The organism is Flavobacterium sp. AK-301, from assembly GCF_058310215.1.
Window position 1 is genome coordinate 1 of sequence record NZ_JBZEES010000046.1, and the last position, 621, is coordinate 621.

Below are 621 nucleotides of genomic sequence, written 5' to 3' on the forward strand. Positions count from 1 at the left end.
AAAAAGATCCGACTTCGACCCGACCTTATAGGAACCGGTAATGTCTGGTTTGATGATTTACAAATCCGAAAAACAGCCAATCCCGAAACGAAACTGAGACAGCTGAATATTACCTATAATACCTTTAAAAGTCCCGTACATATCGAAGAAACCGGAGTCGATAAAATCAGTTTTAAACACAATGCTTTCGGACAGCGCAGCAGTAGTTTCTACGGCGGACTCGAAGCCGACCCCGGACACCGAAGCCAGCGCAAACATTATTCGCATGACGGCAGTGTAGAAATAAAAGAGAATATCGTTACCGGAACCACAGAATTTGTTATTTTTATAGGCGGAGACGGGTATAGTGCCCCCGTTATATTAAAAAGTGACGGAGCGAAGAATGATTATTACTATCTGCATCGGGATGTTCAGGGTAGTATACTCGCAATTACCGATCAGGCAGCAGCAGTTGTGGAGAAGCGACATTTTGATGCTTGGGGAGCCGTAACAAAAGTACAGGACGGAGCAGGAAAAGTGCTCAATGGATTCAGTATATTGGACCGAGGGTATACCGGACACGAACATTTACAGAGTGTAGGTATTATCCATATGAACGGTCGTTTATACGATCCTAAAGTA

The 621-nt window shown here is 43.8% G+C and carries 1 protein-coding gene; it reads left to right on the forward strand.

Annotated features, from left to right (window positions below; translation table 11 throughout):
- The coding region (locus AC4FQX_RS15175) for an RHS repeat domain-containing protein (RefSeq protein ID WP_491168563.1) at positions 1-621 on the forward strand (621 nt) is incomplete at both ends.